The 20249-nt window shown below is 73.2% G+C and carries 16 protein-coding genes; 13 read left to right on the top strand and 3 right to left on the bottom strand.

The features are described 5' to 3' along the window. The first annotated feature begins 46 nt into the window (after nt 1-46). Entirely contained in the window at nt 47-1195 is a 1149-nt protein-coding gene (locus tag ACZ7MF_RS37695) for a glycosyltransferase family 4 protein (protein WP_471482655.1), read from the top strand. A 33-nt stretch (nt 1196-1228) separates the two neighbouring features. Here ACZ7MF_RS37695 and ACZ7MF_RS37690 read toward each other — a convergent pair whose 3' ends face one another. Then, nucleotides 1229-2875, bottom strand: a complete 1647-nt coding sequence (locus tag ACZ7MF_RS37690) for a PucR family transcriptional regulator (RefSeq protein ID WP_471482631.1) — start codon at nt 2873-2875, stop codon at nt 1229-1231. 101 nt (nt 2876-2976) lie between these two features. Between ACZ7MF_RS37690 and ACZ7MF_RS37685 the strand changes: the two genes are divergently transcribed. Continuing rightward, nucleotides 2977-3930: an LLM class F420-dependent oxidoreductase gene (locus ACZ7MF_RS37685; RefSeq protein ID WP_471482630.1), complete on the top strand. Its 954-nt coding sequence runs from the start codon at nt 2977-2979 to the stop codon at nt 3928-3930. Between the two features lie 55 nt (nt 3931-3985). Here the strand turns inward: ACZ7MF_RS37685 and ACZ7MF_RS37680 are convergent, their stop codons facing one another. Beyond that, on the bottom strand, nt 3986-5788 hold the full coding sequence (locus tag ACZ7MF_RS37680) for a glycoside hydrolase family 15 protein (RefSeq protein WP_471482654.1): 1803 nt from the start codon (nt 5786-5788) through the stop codon (nt 3986-3988). A 584-nt stretch (nt 5789-6372) separates the two neighbouring features. On the opposite strand from ACZ7MF_RS37680, the gene ACZ7MF_RS37675 reads away from it, so the two are divergent. The 11 genes from ACZ7MF_RS37675 (at nt 6373) to ACZ7MF_RS37625 (ending at nt 19411) form a co-directional block, all read left to right on the top strand. Beyond that, the gene (locus ACZ7MF_RS37675; RefSeq protein WP_471482653.1) at nt 6373-8040 is read left to right on the top strand and encodes a CTP synthase; all 1668 of its coding nucleotides are present in this window, start codon (nt 6373-6375) and stop codon (nt 8038-8040) included. 85 nt (nt 8041-8125) lie between these two features. Next, on the top strand, nt 8126-8761 hold the full coding sequence (locus tag ACZ7MF_RS37670) for an NUDIX domain-containing protein (RefSeq protein WP_471482629.1): 636 nt from the start codon (nt 8126-8128) through the stop codon (nt 8759-8761). A 163-nt stretch (nt 8762-8924) separates the two neighbouring features. Continuing rightward, a complete protein-coding gene (locus ACZ7MF_RS37665; protein WP_471482628.1) occupies nt 8925-10952 on the top strand; it encodes a tetratricopeptide repeat protein in 2028 nt (675 codons plus the stop codon). A gap of 133 nt (nt 10953-11085) precedes the next feature. After that, entirely contained in the window at nt 11086-12210 is a 1125-nt protein-coding gene (gene ald / locus ACZ7MF_RS37660; RefSeq protein ID WP_471482627.1) for an alanine dehydrogenase, read from the top strand. A 387-nt stretch (nt 12211-12597) separates the two neighbouring features. Beyond that, the gene (locus ACZ7MF_RS37655; protein ID WP_161270009.1) at nt 12598-13728 is read left to right on the top strand and encodes a ParA family protein; all 1131 of its coding nucleotides are present in this window, start codon (nt 12598-12600) and stop codon (nt 13726-13728) included. Then, entirely contained in the window at nt 13713-14282 is a 570-nt protein-coding gene (locus tag ACZ7MF_RS37650) for a hypothetical protein (protein ID WP_162495132.1), read from the top strand. Before ACZ7MF_RS37655 ends, ACZ7MF_RS37650 begins: the two co-directional genes overlap by 16 nt. Before the next feature lie 366 nt (nt 14283-14648). Beyond that, nucleotides 14649-15806, top strand: coding sequence for a segregation and condensation protein A (locus tag ACZ7MF_RS37645; protein ID WP_471482652.1), 1158 nt, complete (start codon nt 14649-14651; stop codon nt 15804-15806). Then, a complete protein-coding gene (gene scpB / locus ACZ7MF_RS37640) occupies nt 15803-16465 on the top strand; it encodes an SMC-Scp complex subunit ScpB (protein ID WP_471482626.1) in 663 nt (220 codons plus the stop codon). Before ACZ7MF_RS37645 ends, scpB begins: the two co-directional genes overlap by 4 nt. Next, a complete protein-coding gene (locus ACZ7MF_RS37635; protein WP_471482625.1) occupies nt 16465-17580 on the top strand; it encodes a pseudouridine synthase in 1116 nt (371 codons plus the stop codon). Before scpB ends, ACZ7MF_RS37635 begins: the two co-directional genes overlap by 1 nt. Nucleotides 17581-17672: 92 nt before the next feature. After that, nucleotides 17673-18392, top strand: coding sequence for an NUDIX hydrolase (locus ACZ7MF_RS37630; protein ID WP_471482624.1), 720 nt, complete (start codon nt 17673-17675; stop codon nt 18390-18392). Next, complete coding sequence (locus tag ACZ7MF_RS37625) at nt 18389-19411, top strand: ADP-ribosylglycohydrolase family protein (protein WP_471482623.1); 1023 nt, start codon at nt 18389-18391, stop codon at nt 19409-19411. Before ACZ7MF_RS37630 ends, ACZ7MF_RS37625 begins: the two co-directional genes overlap by 4 nt. Nucleotides 19412-19458: 47 nt before the next feature. Here the strand turns inward: ACZ7MF_RS37625 and ACZ7MF_RS37620 are convergent, their stop codons facing one another. Then, entirely contained in the window at nt 19459-20235 is a 777-nt protein-coding gene (locus ACZ7MF_RS37620) for a nucleotidyltransferase domain-containing protein (protein ID WP_471482622.1), read from the bottom strand. Between the last annotated feature and the right edge of the window lie 14 nt (nt 20236-20249).

Raw genomic sequence — 20249 nt, 5'->3', positions numbered from 1 at the left:
CGCGTCCTTCGTGACCGTCTCCCGCCGAACCAGGAGCCCCGGCCAGGTGACCCCCGTGAGCAGCCACTCACCGCACGGCCAGTCGCCGCTGCGCACCGTGCAGGTGCTGGGCGGCGGCAACGCCGGCAGCAGCGCGCACGTGCGCTCACTGGCCGCCGGGCTCGTCGCACGGGGCGTGAAGGTGACGGTGTGCGCCCCCACCGATGCGGAGTGCACCTACGACTTCACCGGCGCCGGGGCCGACCACGTGCACGTGCCGCGCAGCAGCGATCCCGTCTCGGTGGCCGCGCTGCGGACGGTGTGCGCCGAAGCCGACCTGGTGCACGCGCACGGACTGCACGCCTCCTTCCGGGCCGCCCTGGCCCTCGGCGGACGGCGCGTACGCACTCCGCTCGTCGTCACCTGGCACGACCGGGCGCACGCCGAGGGGGCCCGCGGTCAGCTGCTGCGCGTGCTGGAGCGGCGGGTGATGAAGGCCGCCACCGTCGTGCTCGGCGCCACCTCGGAACTGGTCGACGGGGCGCGGCGGACGGGTGCCCGGGACGCCCGCCTCGGGCCCGTCGCACTCCCCGCCCGGCCGAGCCCCCCGGCCGGACCCGACGACCCCGACCGGCTGCGCCCCAAGGTCCGGGCCGAACTCGGCGCCATCGACCGGCCGTTGCTGGTGGCGGTCGGATCGCTCGAGCGGCACCGCGGGTACGACGTCCTGCTCGACGCCGCCCGCGTGTGGCGCCGCCTCGACCCGGCGCCGCTGGTCGTGGTCGCCGGGGAGGGGCCGCTGCGCGGCGAGTTGCAGGGCCGGATCGAGGACGACGGGCTGCCGGTGGTGCTCGTCGGCAGCCGCGACGACGTGCCCGACCTGCTGGCGGCGGCCGACCTCGCGCTGCTGCCGAGCCGCCGGGAGCCGGGACGTTCCGTCCTCGCCCAGGAGGCGCTCCACGCGCGCGTGCCACTCGTCGCCGGTGCCGTCGGCGGCATCCCCGAACTGGTCGGCGACGCCGCCGAACTCGTCCCGCCGGGGGACGCGGAGGCCCTCGCCGACGCCGTGGTCCGCCTGCTCGCCGACCCCGCGCGGCAGGACGAACTCCGCGAGCGGGGCGCGCGGCAGGCCGCCACGTGGCCGACCGAGGACGAGACCGTCGCCCAGGTGCTGAGCATCTACGACGAGTTGACGCAGCCCGCGCCGTTGTTCTAGGCACCCGCCCGGGTCCCGCCCGGGCCCCGCCGCCTACGGCACGTGCCGGCGGGCGCGCAGGGCCAGGCTCAACGCCAGTACGGTCTGCGGGTCGTCGAGGTCCGTGCCCAGCAACTCTCCGATCCTGGCGAGCCGGTTGTAGAGGGTCTGCCGGTTGAGGTGGAGTTCGCGCGCCGTCTCCGCCTTGCGGCCGGCATGGGCCAAGTACGTCTGGAGGGTGGGCAGCAGGGGCGGCTTGGAGCGGTCGTCGTGGTCCCGCAGCGGGCCGATCGCCCGGTCCACGAACGCCGCGAGATCCGGGTGGTCGCGCAGCCGCCACAGCAGCAGGTCGATGTCCAGGCGCCGCGCGTCGTACCAGGGCCGGTCGGTCAGTCCCTGCGCCGCGGTCGCCGTCTCCGCCGCGTGCCTGAGGCCCGCCGAGGCCGCCGCCCAGCCGCCGGACACCCCGACGACCACGACGGGGGGCTGCGCCCCGGGACGCCGCATCCCGGCCCGCTCCACGCCCGCCCGCAGCGCCGCCGCGACCCGGTCGGCGACCGCGGCCCGCTCCGACTCCGAGCGCAGCCCCAGCAGCAGCGGGACCCGGCCCTCCACCGGCCGCACGCCCAGCAGGACCGGCACCCCCACCGACGCCAGCTCCTCGGCGACCGCGCGGGCCAGCACCGCCCAGCCGCCGCCCGCCGGGGACAGGGCGTCGCCGAGCCGCATCACCACAGGGAGCAGCGGACCGGCGCCCGGCTTGAAGCCCAGGACGCGGGCCTGCGCGGGGGCGTCCTCGGCGGTGATCCGGCCCTCGGCGAGGTCGGTGAGGAAGTCGCCCCGCCCGCGCGCCGCCAGCTCCTCCTCCTGCCGCGCCTGCATCAGCACCACGGCGAGGATGCCCGCCGCCCGCTCCACCGCCATCCGGTGCACCGGCGCCGGCGAGGACCGTACCGGCAGCAGGACGAGGCGGGCGCGCACCGACCCGGCGCCGGGTCCGCCGCCGGGCACGTCCACGAGGACCGAGCCCGCCGGGGGCGGCGCGTCCTTGTGCGGATCCCGCAGCCCCTCCCAGACCTGGAGGGGGTCGGCCCCCTCGGGCCCGGCACCGGCGGCGTACAGCAGGCGGCCGTCGGTGGTCTCGAGGAAGACCGGGTTGCCGGCGAAGTCGGCCAGAATGGCGAGGACCTGGGGCACGCCGCCGCCACCCAGCAGCGCCTCGGTGCAGCGGCGGTGCACCTCCTCGGCCCGCTGGAGCAGCGCGTAGTGGCCGTTGACGATCTCGGTGTGGATCTCCTCGGTGACCGCCACGAACGGCACCTCGCGGTGCAGCTGCACCAGCGGCAGCCCGGCCGCGCGGGCCGTGTCGACCAGCGCCGCGGGCAGCCGGGTGAAGCGCGGGCCCAGCTCCACGACGAGGGCCGCGATGCCGCGCTCGGCCAGCGTGCGCACGAACGCCCGCTGCTCGGCGGGACGGGTGCCGAGGCCGTACCCCGTGGTCAGCAGCAGTTCGCCGCCCTTGAGCAGCGAGGCGATGTTGGGCACCTCACCGGCGTGCACCCAGCGCACCGTGCGCTGCATGCGGTCGGCGCCCGCGAGGATCTCCGGCAGACCGCTGCGCAGCCCGGGCAGCTCCAGGGCCCGGCGCACGGTGATCCCGGCGCCCTGCGTGTCGAATCCGCTGTTCGTGCCGCTGTCCATGGGCCGGACGCTACCCGGCGCGACCCACCCGGGACATCCACCCGGGACATCCACCCGCCCGCCCCCGGGTCGGCGGCCGCCCGCTGGGTAGGGCACCCGACATGGACATCACCGTCGTGGCCGCCGCACGTGAGGACGCCAGCCCCCTCGACGAGCCCTTGCGGGTGGCCGGGCAGGCAGATCGGCTGGGATACCGCGAGGTGTGGCTGGGGGAGGGGCCGACCTGGGACGCGTTCGTGCTGGCCGCGGCCGTCGGAGCGGGCACGCGGCGGATCGCGCTCACCGCCGGGCCGGTCGCCGTGTCGGTGCGCGACCCGCACGGCATCGCGCGGGGCGCCGCCGCGGTGGCCGCGGTCACCGGCCGCCCGGTCGGTGTGGCGCTGGGCACGTCCAGCAAGCGGGTGGTCGAGGGCGTGCACGGCAGGGCCCGGGAGCGTCCGGCGGCCGTCCTGGAGGCGACCGCCGCGGCACTGCGGGAGCTGCTCCACGGTGCGCCGGGCGAGCCCGTCGTGCCCGGCAGCACCTTTCAGCGCCGCCACCGGCCGCCGGGCGGTCCGCTCACCGTGGCGGCCTTCGGCGACCGCGCGATCTCCGTCGCCGCCCGGTACGCCGACCGCATGCTCCTCGACGTGGTCTCGCCCGAGCAGGTCCGCACCCTGCGCGCCAAGCTGCTCGCCGCGGCCGACGAGGCCGGGCGGACCCCGCCGACGCTGGCCGCCTGGGTCCCCGCCGCCGTCGACCCCGACCCCGCCTCGCTCACCCAGGTCATGCGCAGCGTCGTGGGCTATCTCACGGTGCCCGGCTACCGCGAGATGTTCGAGGAGGCCGGCTTCGGCGAGGCGGTCGCGCTGGCCCGTACGGGAGCCGACGCGGACACCCTGCTGCGGGCGCTGCCGGAAGAGGCGGCGGCCACCGTGGGCCTGATCGGCGACCCGGACACCGTACGGACCCGGATGGTCGCCTACGCGCAGGCGGGCCTGGACGAGATGGCCCTGGTACCGGCGACGGCGGGCGACCCGGGCGGCGCACGGACCCTGACGGCCCTGGCCCCCTGAACGGACCACGGTCACCGGCGTTTGGCAGCACCGGGCCTCGGCAGCGCGGGGCCGGTCAGCCGCCGTAGGCGCCGCTCGCCGTCAGCCGGAGGGCCGTGTCGATCAGGGGGACATGGCTGAAGGCCTGGGGGAAGTTGCCGACCTGGCGCTGCAGGCGGGGGTCCCACTCCTCGGCGAGGAGGCCGAGGTCGTTGCGCAGGGAGAGGAGCTTCTCGAAGAGCTTGCGCGCCTCGTCGACCCGGCCGATCATCGCCAGGTCGTCCGCCATCCAGAACGAGCAGGCGAGGAAGGCGCCCTCGTCGCCCGGCAGACCGTCGACGCCCTCGTCCTTGCCGTCCGTCGGGTAGCGCAGGATGAAGCCGTCCGAGGTGGACAGCTCGCGCTGGATGGCCTCGATGGTGCCGATGACCCGCTTGTCGTCCGGCGGCAGGAAGCCCATCTGCGGGATCAGCAGCAGGGAGGCGTCCAGCTCCTGGGAGCCGTAGGACTGCGTGAAGGTGTTGCGTTCCTTGTCGTAGCCCTTCTCGCACACGTCCCGGTGGATGTCGTCGCGCAGCTGCTTCCAGCGCTCCAGCGGGCCGTCCGCGTCGCCGGACTCGATCAGCTTGATGGTGCGGTCGACGGCGACCCAGGCCATCACCTTGGAGTGCACGAAGTGGCGGCGCGGGCCGCGCACCTCCCAGATGCCCTCGTCCGGCTCGTTCCAGTGGTCCTCCAGGTAGCGGATCAGCTTGAGCTGGAGCACCGAGGCGTAGTCGTTGCGGGCCAGGCCCGTCATGTGGCCCAGGTGCAGGGCTTCGGTCACCTCGCCGTAGACGTCCAGCTGGAGCTGGTGGGCCGCGCCGTTGCCGACCCGGACCGGCGTCGAGTTCTCGTAGCCCGGCAGCCAGTCCAGCTCCGCCTCGCCCAGCTCCCGCTCACCGGCGATGCCGTACATGATCTGCAGGTTCTCGGGGTCGCCGGCGACCGCGCGCAGCAGCCACTCGCGCCAGGCGCGGGCCTCCTCGCGGTAGCCGGTGCGCAGCAGCGAGGACAGCGTGATCGCCGCGTCGCGCAGCCAGGTGTAGCGGTAGTCCCAGTTGCGGACGCCGCCGATGTCCTCCGGCAGGGAGGTGGTGGGCGCGGCGACGATGCCGCCGGTGGGGGCGTACGTCAGCGCCTTCAGCGTGATCAGGGAGCGGACCACCGCCTCGCGGTACGGGCCGTGGTACGTGCAGTGCTCGACCCAGTCGCGCCAGAAGTCCTCGGTGGCCACCAGCGACTGCTCGGGCTCCGGCAGCGCCGGCGGCTCCTTGTGCGAGGGCTCCCACGAGATGGTGAACGCGATCCGGTCGCCCGGCGCCACCGTGAAGTCCGCGTACGTGGTCAGTGCCTTGCCGTAGGTCTCCGCCTCCGTGTCGAACCACACGGAGTCCGGGCCCGCGACGGCCACGGTGCGGCCCTCGTGCTTGTGCACCCAGGGGACCACCCGGCCGTAGCTGAACCGCATCCGCAGCTCCGAACGCATCGGCACCCGGCCGGAGACGCCCTCCACGATCCGGATCAGCTGCGGCGCGCCGTCGCGCGGCGGCATGAAATCGGTCACCCGGACGGTGCCGCGCGGGGTGTCCCACTCGGACTCCAGGATCAGCGAGTCGCCGCGGTAGGTCCGCCGGGCCGAGGTGGGCGGTTCGGCGCCGGGGGCGTACGCGGGGCCGAGCCGCCAGAAGCCGTGCTCCCCGGTGCCCAGCAGGCCGGCGAAGATGGCATGCGAGTCGAAGCGGGGCAGGCACAGCCAGTCGACTGTGCCGTCCCGGCAGACCAGCGCGGCGGTCTGCATGTCTCCGATGAGTGCGTAGTCTTCGATGCGCCCGGCCACGTGCAACTCCAGTCGAACGGCCACGTCACCCCGCATGGGGGCGGTCGCTAGTGCGGTCAGCGGTCAAGGATGGGGTCAGGGGTGTGTGTCAGGAATGTGTGTCGGGGACGGGTGTCCTGCGTGCCATGCCTCGTTGAGTCATGAAGCAAAGCAGCCGTCCGGCCGTGCAGCCAAACGTGGTGCCCCGATTGACAATTGTTGCTCAACGAACTGACGAGCTCTCGTTGTTCCGGTGCTGACGGGCGAGGGGTGGTGCCGTGTCGCCGGGCGGGCTCGGCAGCGAACGTCCGAGCAGGATACGACGCACGTAGATGATCTGTGTGCCGCTCCGGGCAACCCGGGTCCGCCGAACGGGTGACCACCGGGTGAGGAAACGGTGACCTTCCCACCTGCGTGTCCGGGCGTGCGCGGAGGGTGGCCGGACGCCATCGCCCCGAGGCGCTGATACGCTGGTAGCCCGTGGACCGGTGGGAGAAAAACCCCGGAACCGCAGCGACGGCGCCGCCGACGACACCCGGGACGACCGGGGCGGAGGACGAACGCACCGCACCCCAGACCGCGACCACGGGAGCCCCCTCTTGGCCATGCCGCCCGCCGCATTTCGATCCGGCACAGCTTCGACGACCAAGCACATCTTCGTCACCGGGGGTGTCGCCTCCTCGCTGGGCAAGGGGCTCACCGCCTCCAGCCTCGGCATGCTGCTCAAGGCCCGGGGCCTGCGCGTCGTGATGCAGAAGCTCGACCCGTACCTGAACGTCGACCCCGGCACGATGAACCCCTTCCAGCACGGTGAGGTGTTCGTCACCAACGACGGCGCCGAGACCGACCTGGACATCGGACACTACGAGCGCTTCCTCGACCGCGACCTCGACGGCTCGGCCAACGTCACCACCGGCCAGGTGTACTCCACGGTGATCGCCAAGGAGCGGCGCGGCGAGTACCTGGGCGACACCGTCCAGGTCATCCCGCACATCACCAACGAGATCAAGCACCGCATCCGCCGCATGGCGACGGACGAGGTCGACGTCGTGATCACCGAGGTCGGCGGCACCGTCGGCGACATCGAGTCGCTGCCGTTCCTGGAGACCGTCCGCCAGGTCCGGCACGAGGTCGGCCGGGACAACGTGTTCGTCGTCCACATCTCGCTCCTGCCCTACATCGGTCCGTCGGGCGAGCTGAAGACCAAGCCCACCCAGCACAGCGTCGCCGCCCTGCGCAACATCGGCATCCAGCCGGACGCGATCGTCCTGCGCTGCGACCGCGAGGTCCCGACCGCGATCAAGCGCAAGATCTCCCTGATGTGCGACGTCGACGAGGCGGCCGTGGTGGCCTGCCCCGACGCCCGCTCCATCTACGACATCCCGAAGGTCATCCACACCGAGGGCCTGGACGCCTACGTCGTCCGCAGGATGGACCTGCCGTTCCGCGACGTGGACTGGACCACCTGGGACGACCTGCTCGACCGGGTCCACAACCCCGAGCACGAGATCGTCATGGCCCTGGTCGGCAAGTACATCGACCTGCCCGACGCCTACCTCTCGGTCACCGAGGCGCTGCGCGCGGGCGGCTTCGCCAACAAGGCCCGGGTGAAGATCAAGTGGGTCACGTCCGACGACTGCAAGACCCCGGCCGGCGCCAGGGCACAGCTCGGCGACGTCGACGCGATCTGCATCCCGGGCGGCTTCGGCGAGCGCGGGGTGACCGGCAAGGTCGGTGCGATCCAGTACGCCCGTGAGAACGGGATCCCGCTGCTCGGCCTCTGCCTCGGTCTGCAGTGCATCGTCGTCGAGGCCGCGCGCAACCTGGCCGGTGTCGCGGACGCCAACTCCACCGAGTTCGACCCCGCCACCGCCCACCCGGTCGTCTCCACCATGGCCGAGCAGCTGGACATCGTGGCGGGCGAGGGCGACATGGGCGGCACCATGCGGCTCGGCATGTACCCGGCGAAGCTGGCCGAGGGCTCCATCGTGCGCGAGGTCTACGACGGCAAGGAGTACGTCGAGGAGCGGCACCGCCACCGCTACGAGGTGAACAACGCCTACCGCGCGGAGCTGGAGAAGAAGGCCGGCATCGTCTTCTCGGGCACCTCCCCGGACGGCAAGCTCGTCGAGTACGTCGAGTACCCGCGCGACGTCCACCCCTACCTGGTCGCCACGCAGGCGCACCCGGAGCTGCGCTCGCGCCCGACCCGCCCGCACCCGCTCTTCGCCGGGCTGGTCAAGGCCGCGGTCGAGCGGAAGACGTCGAAGTAACACACCAGTTGTACGGTGGCCGGGGCGCGCGCACTCAACGGCGCGGGCCCCGGCTTTCGCGTACCTCTGGAAGGACAGGTCACCGATGACGGGCAGCACGATCAAGGACACCCCTCAGGAGTGGGAGATCCGGGGCAGCCGGACGCCCTTCCGGGGCAAGAAGACCTCGGTCCGCACGGACGACGTGGTGATGCCCGACGGCTCCGTGGTGACCCGCGACTACCAGGTCCACCCCGGCTCGGTGGCCGTCCTCGCCCTGGACGGGGAGGGCCGGGCGCTGGTCATCCGGCAGTACCGGCACCCGGTGCGCGAGAAGCTGTGGGAGATCCCGGCCGGCCTGCTCGACGTCCCCGGTGAGAACCCGCTGCACGCCGCCCAGCGCGAGCTGTACGAGGAGGCGCACGTCAAGGCCGAGGACTGGCGGGTGCTGACCGACGTCTACACCACCCCCGGCGGCTGCGACGAGGCCGTACGGATCTTCCTCGCCCGGGACCTGTCCGAGGCCGCCGGGGAGCGCTTCGAGGTCGAGGACGAAGAGGCCGACATGGAGCTGGCGCGGGTGCCCGTCGCCGACCTGGTCCAGGGGGTGCTCGCGGGCGAGCTGCACAACAACTGCCTGGTCGTGGGCGTGCTCGCGCTGGTCGCGGCGGAGCGGGGCGAGGGGCTCGACGCGCTCCGTCCGGCCCTGGCGCCGTGGCCGGCCCGCCCCTTCGAGGCCTGAGGACGGCCTCGGAACCCCACCGGTGTGACCATCGGCTGATCCGATCGGGGGATGTGCCCGCCGCGCTCCACCGGGAACGTCGCAGAGCGTGAACTAGGCTCTCAAACGCCCGAACCGGGCTTCCGGCGGGCACCGGCGTGCGGTGGGATCGGGAGTGTGGCCCGTGACGGATCAGGCGGTGGACACGGACGGCGTACGACTGTCCCAGGACCCTTCTGAGGAGAGCGGGTTCCTGGGCCGCACCCGGGAGCTGAAGGGGCTGCGCGCCGACATCGAGCGCGCCGGCCTCGACACCCTCTCCGGCCGCAAGGCCCCTCGCGCGCGCGTGCTGCTCATCGCGGGCCGCCCCGGCTCGGGCCGCACCGCGCTCGCCGAGGAGCTGGCCGCGCGGGTCGCGCACGACTACCCCGACGGCGTGCTGCGGGCCCGGTTGAGCGAGCCGGACGGCACCCGTGTCCCGGTCGATCGCCTGGCCCGGGACCTGCTCACCGCACTGGACCGCACCGCGCCGCCCGGGGCCGACGAGGACGACCTCACCGAGGCCCTGCGCACCGCGCTCGCCGACCGCAGGGTGCTGCTCCTGCTCGACGCCGTCGCCGACGCCGAGCAGGTCGACGCGCTGCTGCCGGACACCCCTGACTGCCTGGCGGTCGCCGTGGCCGAGGGCCCGCTGACCGGCATCGCGGACGTCCGCCCGTGCACGCTGGGCGGCCTGGACACCAAGTCGGCCGTGGAACTGCTCTCCCGCCACACCGGCTCGGTCCGCATCACCGTCGACCCCCGGGCCGCCGAACAGCTGGTCGAGCTGTGCCAGGCCCAGCCCGCCGCGCTGACCCTGGCCGGCGGCTGGCTCGCGGCCCGGCCCCAGGCGGCCGTCGCGGACCTCGCCAAGCACGTGCACGCGGAGAGCGACGAGTCAGGCGCGCTCGGCCGTGTCTTCGGCCTCGTCTACGCGTCGCTGCCCGGCACCGCCGCCCGGATGCTGAGGCTGCTCTCCCTCGCCCCGGCGGGCCTGGTCGACCCGCACACCGCCTCCGCGCTGGCCGGCTGCTCGGTGAGCGGCGCCCGCACCACCCTGGACGACTTCGTCGCCCACGGCCTGCTGCGCGCCGTCGACTCGGCGCTGCCCGAGTACGAGGTCCCCGGGTGCCTGCACGGCCGGCTCGGCGCCCTGGCCCGCAGGCACGACCGGCCCGCCGAGCTGCAACTGGCCCGCGCCCGCATGCTGGAGCGGACGGTGCGGCTGCTCCAGTCCTGCCGCGCGGTCACCGAGACGGACAGCCCGCAGGCCCGCGAGAAGCTCCTCGCCACACCGCGCGACCTGCGCTTCCCGCACCCCAGGGCCGCCGCCGACTGGCTGCGCGCCCGGCGCCCCGCCCTGCTGGCGGCGGCCCGCCTCGCGGTCGCCGACGGCGAGCTGGACACCCTCGCCCGCAGACTCATGTCCCAGCTGGTGCGGGCCATGGTGGCCCACTTCGGGACCCGGGCCGCGGCCCCCGACCTGTACGGGATCCACCGGCTCGTCCTCGACGTGGCCGAGCGCCGCGAACTGCCCCGGGAGAAGGCGGCGGCCCTGCTGAACCTGGCCGACCTGGACGCCCGCACCGGCCGTACCGCCGAGGCGCTGGTGCGCTACCGGGCCGCGCTGGACGCCGGACGGGAGGCGAACGACCCGTACGCGACCGGCCGCGCGATGGAATCCGTGGGCGGCGCCCATCTGGAGCTGGGGGACTACGACCGGGCCGCCGACTGGTTCGGCCGGGCCCTCGCCGAGCGCCTCGCCCGGGACGAGCGCGCCGACGCCGCCCGGGTCTACGGCCGTCTCGCCACCGCCCACACCTACGCCGGACGCTACGGCGAGGCGGTGCGGGCCTGGCGCGCGGCGGTGGCCGGACACCGCAGGGGCGACGACGTGGCCGCGCACGCGAGGGCGCTGTCCGAGCTGGCCAGGGTCCAGGAGTACGCCGGGCGGCCCGAGGAGTCGCTGCGCACCTGCCAGGAGGCCGTCGACTGGGCCCGCCGGGCCGAGGACGTACGGCTCCAGGCCGCGCTGCACCTGCGGCTCGCCGACACGCTCGACCGGCTCGGCGACCCCACCGCGGCGGGCCTGGAGCGGGGCACCGCCGAGCGGATGCTGAGGGAAGATCCCGCAGACACCTGCGAAATCCGCAGCACATCGTCTGAAGATTAATGCTTTGAAAGGCTAGACAGAGAGAACGCCTTCATTAAACTGGCTCTGCCGCACGTTCTCCGGCGGTCTCTCCCGGTGTGCCCGCGCTTGAGCGGGTATGCCTTGTAATAGCCCATCCTCTGAGCCAAGGACCGTGATCCACGTGAAGGTCGGCATCCCCCGCGAGGTCAAGAACAACGAGTTCCGGGTGGCCATCACCCCCGCCGGCGTGCACGAGCTGGTGCGCCACGGTCACCAGGTCGTCGTCGAGCGCAACGCCGGCGTCGGCTCCTCGATCCCCGACGAGGAGTACGTCACGGCCGGTGCGCGGATCCTCGACACCGCCGACGAGGTCTGGGCCACCGCGGACCTGCTCCTGAAGGTCAAGGAGCCGATCGCGGAGGAGTACCACCGCCTGCGCAAGGACCAGACGCTCTTCACCTACCTGCACCTGGCCGCCTCCAAGGAGTGCACGGACGCGCTCATCGAGTCCGGCACCACCGCCATCGCCTACGAGACGGTCGAGCTGCCGAGCCGCGCCCTGCCGCTGCTGGCCCCGATGTCCGAGGTCGCGGGCCGCCTCGCCCCCCAGGTCGGCGCCTACCACCTGATGGCCGCCAACGGCGGCCGCGGTGTGCTGCCGGGCGGTGTCCCCGGTGTGCTCGCGGGCCGAGCCGTCGTCATCGGCGGCGGCGTCTCCGGCTGGAACGCGGCGCAGATCGCCATCGGTCTGGGCTTCCACGTCACCCTGCTCGACAAGGACATCACCAAGCTCAAGGAAGCCGACAAGATCTTCGGCACGAAGATCCAGACCGTCGTCTCCAACGCCTTCGAGCTGGAGAAGGCCTGCCTGGAGGCCGACCTCGTGATCGGCGCCGTGCTGATCCCGGGCGCCAAGGCCCCGAAGCTGGTCACCAACGAGCTGGTGTCCCGGATGAAGCCCGGAAGTGTCCTTGTCGACATCGCGATCGACCAGGGCGGCTGCTTCGAGGACTCCCACCCGACCACCCACGCCGAGCCGACCTTCCCGGTCCACAACTCGGTCTTCTACTGCGTCGCCAACATGCCCGGCGCGGTGCCCAACACCTCCACCTACGCGCTGACCAACGCCACGCTGCCGTACATCGTGGAGCTGGCCAACCGCGGCTGGGCCGAGGCGCTGCGCCGCGATGCCGCGCTGGCCAAGGGTCTCAACACCCATGACGGCAAGGTCGTTTACCGGGAGGTCGCCGAGGCGCACGGCCTGGAGCACGTGGAACTGGCCTCGCTGCTCGCCTAAGTCGTCAAGCGGTAAAGGCGATACGTCAACAGACGCCGTCAACGCCACACACCCGGCCGGACCTTGCCCGACAAGGTCCGGCCGGGTGTGTGTATGGTCACTTTGCGATTCTCGGTCAACTCGCCTCGAACGTAACGCTTCAACCGATTCGCGCACCGGTGAAACCTGCTGTGCGACGGCCGTACGCCCTTGACAGAGGGATGTTTCATTGCCGACACATCGGGCCGGGTCCGGCGGATTGTGTTGCTGCGGACGGCCGACACGCCATAGAGTCGCCGAACGTCGGCATGGTGCCACGCTGACCTGTCTAGAAGTTCCCTGGTCACCAAGGAGGTAAGACGACTTGTGAATGAGTCGACATTTACTCCCGGGGGTGGTCAACCAGGAATGCCGACGCGGACCCACGGTCCCGGGCGTCTCGAGGCTGTCGGCTCCGTAGCTGTACGCACCTCCGCAGCCGACCACCACAGTCCGCAGGCAACTCGGACAGCACACATGAGTATGGATGGCCAACACGTGAACGCCATGGCCGGCGACGGAAGTGGCGCGCCCCGCAACCACTTCGCCGACTACGACGAACTGCCCGAGGGGCACTTCTACGACCCGGACGCGGAGTACGAGCCGGATCCCGAGTACGCCGCCACGCTCGCGCCCGACGCGGCCCGACAGCGCCGTGAGCGCATCGGCCCGACCGGACGCCCGCTGCCGTACTTCCCGATCCCGGGCCCGCTGACCGACCACGGCCCCGCCAAGATCATCGCGATGTGCAACCAGAAGGGCGGCGTGGGCAAGACCACGTCGACCATCAACCTGGGTGCCGCGCTCGCCGAGTACGGGCGCCGGGTGCTGCTCGTCGACTTCGACCCGCAGGGCGCGCTGTCGGTCGGACTCGGCGTCAACCCGATGGAGCTCGACCTCACCGTCTACAACCTGCTCATGGAGCGGGGCATGGCGGCCGACGAGGTGCTGCTGAAGACCGCGGTCCCCAACATGGACCTGCTGCCCAGCAACATCGACCTGTCGGCGGCCGAGGTGCAGCTGGTGAGCGAGGTCGCGCGCGAGTCCACCCTGCAGCGGGCGCTGAAGCCGCTGATGGACGACTACGACTACATCGTGATCGACTGCCAGCCCTCGCTCGGCCTGCTCACGGTCAACGCGCTGACCGCCGCGCACAAGGTGATCGTGCCGCTGGAGTGCGAGTTCTTCGCGCTGCGCGGTGTGGCGCTGCTGACCGAGACGATCGAGAAGGTCCAGGAGCGGCTCAACCCCGACCTGGAGCTCGACGGCATCCTCGCCACGATGTACGACTCGCGCACCGTGCACAGCCGTGAGGTGCTCGCGCGGGTCGTCGAGGCGTTCGACGACCACGTCTACCACACGGTCATCGGGCGCACGGTCCGCTTCCCGGAGACCACGGTCGCCGGCGAGCCGATCACCACGTACGCGTCCAACTCCGTCGGTGCCGCCGCCTACCGCCAGCTCGCCAGGGAGGTGCTCGCCCGGTGTCACGCCGAGTGAGTCTGCCGGGGGCCGACGAACTCTTCCGTACGACAGGGGGAACGGCGCTCCAGGCGTCCACCCCGCGGCGACCGGCGGGCGGCGAGGCCCGGGTGCCGGCCCCGGCGGGGGAGAGCGACCAGGCCGCCGCCGAGGACGCACCGCAGTCGGTGCCCGCGCAGGGCGGTGACGGCGAGGGCGCGGAGCACGCCGCGGCGGACGCGGAACCGGGCTCGGCGGGCGAGTCGCGCACCCGGGGCACGGAGCGCTCCGCGCGGGGCTCCGGGCCGGGTGCGGGCGCGCAGGAAGGTTCTGCCGCCGACCGGCCGCGCAAGCGGGGACGGTCGCCCTCGCGCCGTCCCAGCGGCCGTGAGCGCCACGACGAGAAGATCACCGTGTACGTCTCCGCCGAGGAGCTGATGGACCTGGAGCACGCCCGCCTGGTGCTCCGCGGCGAGCACGGCCTGGCCGTCGACCGCGGCCGCATCGTCCGCGAGGCGGTCGCCGTGGTCCTGGCCGACCTGGAGACCCGCGGGGACGCCAGCATCCTCGTACGACGGCTGCGCGGGCGGTAGCGGTAGCCTGCGGGGGCCATGACCTCGAACGACGCCCCCCGCCCCGACCGCGGCCCACGCCCCGGCCGCCGGCGCGTGCTGGGCAGGGGCCCGGGAGCGCCGGCGGCCGCGCCGCTGCCCGAGGAGACGCCTTCCGGCGACGGCGCGTCCGGGACCGCCGGAGCGGCGCCCACCGAACAGGACCTGCGGGCCGGACGGGCGCCCGCCCCCGCCGGACCGGCCGCCGCATCGGCCGGAGCGTCGGCCGCCGACCCCGCAGACCCGGCGCGGATCCCCGAGCCGGCGGCGCCGGACGCGGAGGAGTACGACCCCGGGACTCCGGGCGCGACTGCGCCCGACGCGCAACCGGACCCCACGCGCCCCGCCGTGCGCACGGAGGCGGAGTCGACCGACGCGGGAACGGAGACGGAGGCGTCGGCGGCGATCGGACGCGTCTCGGCCGCACCCGGCCGACAGGCCGCCGCGCCTGCCGACCAGCGGACACGGGCGGACGGCCCGCCCGAAGCCGTTCCCGCCGTGGATCCGCCCCCCGTGCCGGAACAGGTTCCCCGGACCGCGGACCATGGGCGTCCCGGGCCGGTCGAGCGGCCGGTCCGGGCGGCCGGGGCGCCGGCGGGCGCGGGCGCGCCCGGGGAGCAGGCCGAGGACGTCTCCGGCCCGCACGGCGCCGCCTCGTCCCGCGGGTCCTCGCAGGAGACCTCCGAGGACGCCGGCGACGGTGTCTTCAAGGTGCGGCTCGCCAACTTCGAGGGGCCGTTCGACCTGCTCCTCCAGTTGATCTCCAAACACAAGATGGACGTCACCGAGGTCGCGCTGTCGAAGGTGACCGACGAGTTCATGGCGCACATCCGGGCGATGGGGCCGGACTGGGACCTCGACCAGACCACCGAGTTCCTGGTGGTCGCGGCCACGCTGCTCGACCTCAAGGCGGCCCGGCTGCTGCCCGCCGCCGAGGTCGAGGACGAGGCCGACCTGGCCCTGCTGGAGGCCCGCGACCTGCTCTTCGCCCGTCTGCTCCAATACCGCGCGTACAAGCAGATCGCGGAGATCTTCAACGGCCGGCTGGAGGCCGAGGCCCGCCGCTACCCGCGCACCGTCGGCCTGGAGCCCCACCACGCCGAACTGCTGCCCGAGGTCGTCATCAGCATCGGCCCCGAGGGCTTCGCCAGGCTCGCCGTGAAGGCGATGCAGCCGAGACCCAAGCCGCAGGTGTACGTCGAGCACATCCACGCGCCCCTGGTCAGCGTGCAGGAGCAGGCCGGGATCGTGGTCGCCCGCCTGAAGGAGCTGGGCGAGGCCAGCTTCCGCGTGCTGGTCCAGGACACCGAGGACACGCTGACCGTCGTCGCCCGCTTCCTGGCCCTGCTGGAGCTGTACCGGGAGAAGGCCGTCGCACTGGACCAGGAGACCGCTCTCGGCGACCTCCTGGTCCGCTGGACGGGCGGGGACGGGGAGACGCAGCCGTCGGTGACCGACGAGTTCGACCGGCCGCCCGAGGCGCCGAAGGAGGAGCAGAAGGCGTGAGTGAGCAGACCACGGGGGCCGCGGAGGCCGAGAGCGGGCCGGACGGCGTCGCCGGACTCGATCTCAAGCCCGCCCTGGAGGCCGTCCTCATGGTCGTCGACGAGCCCGCGACCGAGGAGCAGCTGGCGAAGATACTGCAGCGGCCCCGGCGGCGGATCGCCGACGCCCTGCGCGAGCTGGCCGACGAGTACGCCGTCCAGGGCCGCGGCTTCGAGCTGCGGCTGATCGCGGGCGGCTGGCGCTTCTACAGCCGCCCCGAGTACGCCGCGGCCGTCGAGGGCTTCGTCCTGGACGGCCAGCACGCCCGGCTCACCCAGGCCGCCCTGGAGACCCTCGCGGTGGTCGCCTACCGCCAGCCGGTCAGCCGCAGCCGCGTCTCCGCGGTGCGCGGCGTGAACTGCGACGGCGTGATGCGCACCCTCCTCCAGCGGGGTCTGGTCGAGGAGGCGGGCACGGAACCCGAAACAGGTGCGATCCTGTACGTGACGACGAACTACTTCCTGGAGCGGATGGGCCTGCGCGGCCTGGACGAGCTCCCCGAGCTCGCGCCCTTCCTCCCGGAGGCGGAGGCGATCGAGGCCGACACACTGGAAGGGGTCCCGTCGTTCGATCCGGACGCCCCGGACTCCGGGGACGCAGACGACAAGACGGAATTTTGATGCGAAGCAGCAGCGGCAGGAACAGCAGCGGAAACAACGGCGGGAGCCGTGGTGGCAACAGCGGCGGCCGCGGCGGGAGTGGCGGTGGCCGCGGCAACCACCGCGGCGCCGGCAACAACCGCGACGACAAGCAGGGCGGCCGTCCCAAGAAGCCGCGCCCGGAGGAGCGGCGCTACGACGTGGGACCCGGCGCCACCCAGGACGGCCCGAAGTCGGGCCGCGGCCCCTCGGCCCGCGGCGGCGCCAAGGGCGGCCCGAAGCGGCCCCAGCAGCGCGGCCGCAGCGCGCCCGCCACGTCCCGCGAGTACGAGACGCGGGCCGAGGAGCGCAACCGCGAGCGGTACGCGGGCAAGAAGGACGTCAGGCTGCCCAAGACCTTCCCCGGCGCCGAGCAGGAGGGCGAGCGGCTGCAGAAGGTGCTCGCGCGCGCGGGCTACGGCTCACGGCGCGCCTGCGAGGAGCTGATCGAGCAGGCCAGGGTCGAGATCAACGGCGAGATCGTCCTTGAGCAGGGCCGCCGCGTCGACCCGGAGAAGGACGAGGTCAAGGTCGACGGCCTGACCGTCGCCACGCAGTCGTACCAGTTCTTCTCGCTCAACAAGCCCGCCGGTGTCGTCTCCACCATGGAGGACCCGGAGGGCCGCCAGTGCCTCGGCGACTACGTCACCAACCGTGAGACCCGTCTCTTCCACGTGGGCCGGCTCGACACCGAGACCGAGGGCGTCATCCTGCTCACCAACCACGGCGAGCTGGCGCACCGCCTGACCCACCCCCGGTACGGGGTGAAGAAGACCTACCTCGCGCACATCGTGGGCCCGATCCCGCGCGATCTCGGCAAGCGGCTCAAGGACGGCATCCAGCTGGAGGACGGGTACGCGCGCGCGGACCACTTCCGGGTCGTCGAGCAGACCGGCAAGAACTACCTGGTCGAGGTCACCCTGCACGAGGGTCGCAAGCACATCGTCCGCCGGATGCTGGCGGAGGCGGGCTTCCCCGTCGACCAGCTGGTGCGCACCGGCTTCGGCCCGATCACGCTGGGCGACCAGAAGTCGGGCTGGCTGCGCCGGCTGTCCAACACGGAGGTCGGGATGCTGATGCAGGAGGTCGACCTCTAGGCCCCGATACGGGCGAGTCCGCCCGTACCAGGCTTGTGCCGACCGGCCACCTCCTTTTATAGTCGCAGTGACTATTAAGGGGGTGGCCGGTCGTGCACGGCTACGACAAGCACGCTTTCGAACCCTTCGCCGTCACCGTCGACCTCGCCGTCCTCACGCTGCGCGCGGGCGCGCTGCACGCGCTGCTCGTCGAGCGGGGCCAGGAGCCGTACGCGGGCCGCTGGGCGCTGCCCGGGGGCTTCCTGCTGCCCGAGGAGTCGGCGGAGACGGCCGCCCGCCGGGAGCTGGCCGAGGAGACCGGCCTGGCCGACGTGACCGGGCTGCACCTGGAGCAGCTGCGCACCTACAGCGAACCCGGCCGCGACCCCCGCATGCGGGTCGTGTCCGTGGCCTTCGCCGCGCTGCTGCCGGACCCTCCCGAACCGCACGGCGGCGGTGACGCGGCCGCGGCCCGCTGGGTGCCGTACGACAAGGCCCAAGGGCTCGCCTTCGACCACGACCGGATCCTGGCCGACGCCCGGGACCGGGTCGGCGCCAAGCTGGAGTACACCTGCCTGGCCACCGCCTTCTGCCCGGCCGAGTTCACCCTCGGCGAGTTGCAGCAGGTCTACGAGACGGTGTGGGGCACGGCCCTGGACCGGCCCAACTTCCGCCGCAAGGTCCTCGCCACACCGGGTTTCGTCGAGGCGGTCCCCGGCGCCGCCCGCCTCACCGGCGGCCGCGGCAAACCCGCCGCCGTGTACCGCGCCGGCCCGGCCATCACCCTGCACCCGCCGCTGCTCCGCACCCCTCGGGAAGGACGCCCCGCATGACCACGACCCTCGGCACCAAGCGCGCCGCCACCGGAGCGCTCACCGGCCTCGCCCTCGGCGACGCGCTGGGCTTCCCCACCGAGTTCAACGACGTCCCGTCCATCCTCGCCAAGTGCGGACCCTGGCGGGAGATGGCACTGCCCAGGCCCGCGATCGTCACCGACGACACCCAGATGACGCTGGCGCTGGGCAAGGGGCTGCGGACGGCCATGGACCGGGGGCTGCTCGGACCCAAGCGCATGGAACGGCCGGTGCGCGAGGAGTTCGTCGACTGGTACCAGTCGCCGGAGAACAACCGCGCGCCGGGCAACACCTGTCTCAAGGCCTGCAACCTCCTCAAGACCCCGGACCGCCCCTGGCAGGATGCCAGCCAGATCCACTCCAAGGGCTGCGGCGCCAACATGCGCGTCGCGCCGGTCGGACTCGTCCCCGGCCTGAGCGACGAACAGCGCGCGGGCGCCGCCCAGTTGCAGTCCGCGCTCACCCACGGCCACCCCACCGCGCTCGCCGCCTCCGACCTCACCGCGCACGCCGTACGGCTGCTCGCCGAGGGTGCCGAGCCGACCGGCCTGGTCGGGCTGCTGCGCTCGTACGCCTACGACAACCGCAGCCGCTACCACGAGCGCTGGCTCGGCGACCTGTGGAGCCGCGCCCAGGACCCGACGCCCGAGCACTTCATCGCGCGCGGCTGGGACGAGTGCCTGGCGATACTCGACCGGCTCCAGGAGGCGGTGCGCACCGTCTCGCCCGAGACCGACCCCTGCCTGGCCGTCGGCGAGGGCTGGATCGCCGAGGAGGCCATGGCGGCCGGGCTGCTCTGCTTCCTGCTCTTCGTCGACGAGCCGCTCACCGCCCTGCGCCGCGGCGCCTGCACCTCCGGCGACTCCGACTCCATCGCCTGCCTGGCGGGCGCCTTCGCCGGTGCGCACCTGGGGGCCGACGCCTGGCCCGCCGACTGGGCGGACCGCATCGAGTACCGGGGCGACCTGCTGGCCCTCGGAGCGCTCTGGGACGCCTGAGCCCACGACCGACGCCCTGGACGTCGACCCAGGGCCCGCCGTTCGGATCAGGCCGCAGACGGGGGTGAGGTGCCGTTGCTCCGACCGCGTACGACGCCCTGCACGACTTCGTCGTACGGACCCGGCTGGAGCGCTGAGGCGCGGCGGGTGCGGACCAGGAAGTCCTCCACCCGGCGCCGGTCCGGCTCGTCGGGGAGCGGGCTGTGCCGGGCCGCCTCCTCGCACTCCCGCGCCAGGCGGTTCATCCGCGCCTCCACCTCCGGCCAGGGCACCTCGCCGTGCTTCACGGCGAGCAGGGACTCCCGCGCCTCGCCGACGTCGATCGTCAGGACGCCCGTGCGCAGCAGGTCGCGGGCGGACATCAGCAGCCGCAGCAGGTGCATCGCGTGCTTCCAGCGCGGGGCGCCGTGGGTGCGTGCGTCGGCGTCGAGCTTGCGGCGCTGGCCGTGCGCGTACCGGGTGAACGTCTCGTAGGCCCGGCGGGAGAGGAACGCCTCGCGGAGGGAGAGGAGTTCGAGGCCGGTGTCGTCCACGGAGTCCACCAGCGGGGAGTGCAGGCACTCCAGGATGTTCGGGTTCGCGCGCAGGGCCAGCTCGCAGAAGCGCTCCAGCTCCCAGCTGAACTGCTCCTCCCCGGGGCCCTCCACATGCGTCGGCGGCTTCTCGAAGCGCCAGAACAGGGCGGTCGGCGCGAGGAAGACGCCCCGGCGGTCCGTGTCGCTGTCCTGCGTCGCCAGACCGAAGGCGCGCGAACCCATGACACAGGCGTAGACCGTGTGGTCGCGGACCAGGGTCTCGTGGCTCTTGGCGGCTTCGGGGCGCATGGCGGGAGCGTACG

The organism is Streptomyces sp. NPDC111628, assembly GCF_055635195.1.
Note: the sequence above shows the minus strand (reverse complement) of the source record. Positions and strands in the feature narration are given on the sequence as shown.